Origin of the sequence: Pseudomonas emilianonis (assembly GCF_023072625.1) — a bacterium.
GTDB classification, from domain to species: Bacteria; Pseudomonadota; Gammaproteobacteria; order Pseudomonadales; family Pseudomonadaceae; genus Aquipseudomonas; species Aquipseudomonas paraveronii.
The window spans coordinates 1-4,238 of the sequence record NZ_JAKNRV010000408.1 but is presented as its reverse complement, the minus strand read 5'-3'; the positions used below and the strand labels follow the sequence as shown (position 1 = coordinate 4,238).

Here is a 4,238-nt window from a genome sequence, read left to right as displayed (position 1 = left end):
AGCTTTGCGCAGCCGAACTTCGGCAATGAGTACTTCGACCGCATGGTCGAGCGTCAGTCACTGGATATTCCGCTGTCGTCCAACGACCCGGCGAAAACTGTCTACGACAACGTCGACCTCAGCCGCTGGACCCCGGACGCCAGCGCCCAAGACGACGTGGTGGTCTGGCGCATCGACCGCCTCGGCGCGCTCAAGGCGCGGGGCCGCACCGCCGAGGTGATCAGCGAATACGAAATCCTCAAGGCCGAAGGCGTGCAACTGCCGACCTACGCCGTGCGCTGGGTGGCTGCCGCCTACCTCGACCAGCGCCAGCCGGAAAAGTCTGTGCCGCTGTATCGCCAGGCGGTGACGGCTGCAGACGCTGACCCCGGTGATCATGTTAAAGACAGCTCGGCCTTGTTCTACGCCTTGTTGGAAAGCGACCAGGTGCCAGAGGCGCGCGCGGTCGCCAATAACCTGGCCAGCACCGAGAAACCTCGGGTTGAACTCAAGGGGCTGCCCATCGGCAACCCTAACGATGAGTGGATGGACGCCCAACAATTGGCGGCCCAGGCCGGAACCTACGGCGATGATCTGAACGCCAGTGAAAGAACCCTCGAAGACCTGGGGAATAAAGCCCCAGGCAGCATCGGTGTGCGTTTGGCGCAGGCGGAGATGTACCGTGCCCGTGAGTGGCCAAGACGCGCTGAAGACTCACTCAAGGAAACGGAAAACCAAAGCCCGCGTGACGTCGGCGTGGAGATGTCTCAAGCCTTCACCGCGCTGGACCTGCAGGAGTGGCGCCAACTCGACCTGCTCACCGACGACGTCGTCGCCCGCGCCCCGGAAAACCGTCAGGTACAGCGCCTCAGTCGCCTGCGCGATGTACACGACATGGCCGAAGTGCGCGTGGAGGCCTACACCGGTAAAAGCTACGGTGGCAGCAATGACGCAGAATCCGGCGCGATAACGGGTAGCCGTGACTGGGGCATTGAAAGCGTGATCTATACCCCGCCCATCGACGAAGACTGGCGCCTGTTCGCCGGCGCCGGCTACGCCACCGCCGACTTTACCGAAGGCACTGGCCATCACCGTTGGCAGCGCGTGGGTGTGGAACGGCGTACCCGTGACATGACCCTTGAAGCCGAGGTCTCCAACCACTCCTACGGCTTTGGCTCCAAGCAAGGCGCGCGCGTATCGATTGCCCGCGACATCAACGACCACTGGCAATACGGCGGCAGCCTCGACTACCTCGCGGCGACCACGCCGTTGCGGGCGCTCAATACCGACGTCACGGCCAATGGCGGCAGCGGGTTCATCCGCTGGCGCGCCAATGAAAGCCGCGAGTGGAAACTCGCCGTGAGCCCGTCCCATTTCAGCGACGGTAATGACCGCCTCGAAGCCATGCTCACCGGCCGCGAAGGCGTCTACAGCTCGCCCAAGGTGCAAGTGGAATTGGGCCTGGAAGTCAGTGCCAGCCGTAACAGCAAAGAAGACACGCTGTACTTCAACCCGAAGTCGGACGTCGGCGTGATGCCCACCGTCACCGTCAACCATGTGCTCTATCACCGCTACGAGACTCAGTGGAGTCAGCAGTTCCAGCTCGGTGCGGGGGCTTACCGTCAGCAGGATTACTCCACTGGCGGTGTCGGCTTGATCGGCTACGGCCAACGCTTTCGCTGGAACGACGTGCTGGAAGCCGGCGCCAACCTGAGCCTGGTCAGCCGAACTTACGACGGTGATCGCGAACGCGATCTGCGCCTACTCGTCGACCTCACTTACCGTTTCTAGAAGAGCCTGACCATGACCCTCCTCAGCCGTTGCTTGTTGGTCCTGGGTGTATTGCTGGCCGCCGCCTGCGCCCAGCAACCCGCGCCATTCACTCCACCCGCCGAGCGCCCGATACTGGCCAACGAAGCGCCGTGGCCGAAAAACCATTTCCTGGGCATCGCCTACCACGACGTCAATGATTCCGACCCCGACCAGGCGGTGGTGGCGGTACGCACCGAGCGTTTGATCGAGCAGTTGGCCTGGCTGCGGGAGAACGGTTATCAGGCGGTCAGCGTGGACCAAGTCCTCGCCGCCCGCCGTGGTGGGCCGCCGCTGCCGCCCAAAGCCGTCATGCTCAGTTTCGACGACGGTTATTCCAGTTTCTACACCCGCGTGATGCCGATTCTGCGCGCTTACAACTGGCCGGCATTGCTGGCGCCGGTGGGCACCTGGATCGATACGCCGTTGACTCAGCCGGTGGACTTCGCGGGGACGCCACGGCCACGCGGAGACTTCCTGACCTGGCAGCAGATCCGGGAAGTGTCCCGATCCGGCCTGGTGGAAATCGCCGCGCACACCGACGCCAGTCACAAGGGCATCCTGGCTAACCCTCAGGGCAACCTGGAGCCGGCCGCCACCACGCGGCGCTTTGATCCAGCGACCAATCGCTACGAAACCGAGGCGCAGTTCCGGGAGCGGATGCGTGCTGACGTGGTCGCGATATCAGACAAGATCCGTGCGGTTACCGGCAAGGCTCCGCGGGTTTGGGTATGGCCTTATGGTGCAGCCGACGGCACCTCGCTCGCGGTCGTGAGTGAACACGGTTACGAGATGGCGCTGACCCTGGACGACGGCCTCGACGACTCGAAAAAGCTGATGAACAGTCCACGCTTCCTGGTGAGTTCCGACCCGGACGGCGAGCACTTCGCCAGCAGCATGGTCGCGGTGCAGGCCAAGGCCCCGCTGCGCGTGCTGCATGTGGACTTGGACCACGTCTACGACCCCGACCCGGCGCAACAGGCGCGTAACCTCGATGTGCTGGTACAGCGCGTGGTGGATATGGGTTCGGTGACGGTATTCCTGCAAGCCTACGCCGACCCCAAGGGCGACGGCCTGGTGCATTCGCTGTACTTCCCCAACCGCCACCTGCCGATGCGTGCCGACTTGTTCAACCGTGTCGCCTGGCAGTTGCACACCCGTGCCCGCGCCAGTGTGTTTGCGTGGATGCCGGTGCTGAGTTACGCCCTCGATCCCAAGTTGCCACGCGTGACACGCTGGGACCCGGAAACCGGAAAAGTCGGCCCCGATCCGGATCAATACCAGCGCCTGTCGCCGTTTGATCCGAAGGTACGGCAGATGATCGGCGAGATTTATCAAGACTTGGCGAGCAGTGGCAACAGTGCCATCGATGGCGTGCTGTATCACGATGACGCGCTGCTCAGCGATTTCGAAGACGCCAGCCCCGCAGCGCTCAAGGTCTACGCCGCCAACGGCCTGCCGAACAGCATCGCCGCCCTGCGCGCCGACCCGGCAGTGATGCAACGCTGGACCCGTTTCAAGAGTCGCTACCTGATCGACTTCACCAACGAGTTGACCGCCAAGTTCCGCGCTATCCGTGGCCCGCAGGTCATGACCGCACGCAACATCTTCGCCGAGCCGATGCTCAATCCGCAGAGCGAAGCGTGGTTCGCGCAGAACCTCGATGACTTCCTCCAGACCTATGACTGGACCGCGCCGATGGCCATGCCGCTGATGGAAGGCGAGACACTCAAAAATTCCAACGCCTGGTTGGAAAAACTGGTCGCCACGGTCAAGGCGCGCCCCGGTGCGCTGGAACGTACCGTATTCGAACTGCAAGCCAAAGACTGGCGTACCAAGGCCGCGCCCGATATCAGCGCTGAGCAACTGGCGGAATGGATGGATGTACTCAAACGCCAGGGGGTCACGAGTTTTGGCTACTACCCGGACAACTTCCTGGAAAACTCCCCGGACCTGAAGACAGTGCGTCCGGCCCTTTCCAACCAATGGAACCCTTGACCATGTTCGACAGAATCCTGGCTTTATTCGTGCTGGCGCTGGTATTGGGCGTGCCTCTGGGGCTGATCTTCCTGGTCACCGGGCAGTTCCTGATGGACTTCGTGTTTTTCTACCCGCTGTTCATGTCGGCGCTGTGGATCGCCGGCGGCTTGTACTTCTGGCTGCACTGGGAGCGCCACTGGCCGTGGGAAGAAGACACGCCGGCACCGACCCTGGCCGGCAACCCGCTGATCTCGATCATCATCCCTTGCTACAACGAAGGCGATAACGCCGCCGAGACCATTCATGCGGCGCTGGGCCAGTTGTACCCGAACATTGAAGTGATCGCCGTCAACGACGGTTCCAAGGACAACACGGCGGCGGTGCTCGACGCCTTGGCCCTGGAGCATCCACGCCTGCGGGTGCTGCACCTGGCGCAGAACCAGGGCAAGGCCGTGGCCTTGCGCATGGGC

General features: G+C 62.8%; 3 protein-coding genes. All 3 read left to right on the top strand.

Features of this window, described 5'->3' with window-relative positions; all coding sequences use genetic code 11:
- On the top strand, nucleotides 1-1,770 hold a 1,770-nt coding region (gene pgaA / locus L9Z73_RS26375), incomplete at its 5' end, for a poly-beta-1,6 N-acetyl-D-glucosamine export porin PgaA (RefSeq protein WP_247407466.1).
- A 12-nt stretch (nucleotides 1,771-1,782) separates the two neighbouring features.
- Nucleotides 1,783-3,786, top strand: coding sequence for a poly-beta-1,6-N-acetyl-D-glucosamine N-deacetylase PgaB (gene pgaB / locus L9Z73_RS26370; RefSeq protein ID WP_247407463.1), 2,004 nt, complete (start codon nucleotides 1,783-1,785; stop codon nucleotides 3,784-3,786).
- Between the two features lie 2 nt (nucleotides 3,787-3,788).
- Nucleotides 3,789-4,238, top strand: a 450-nt coding sequence (locus L9Z73_RS26365) for a glycosyltransferase family 2 protein (protein ID WP_247407461.1), incomplete at its 3' end; no start/stop codon positions are given.

What these genes read in the sequence shown, in the direction of transcription:
- pgaB (WP_247407463.1), top strand. Translation starts at nt 1,783, where the DNA reads ATGACCCTCCTCAGCCGTTGCTTGTTGGTCCTGGGTGTATTGCTGGCC.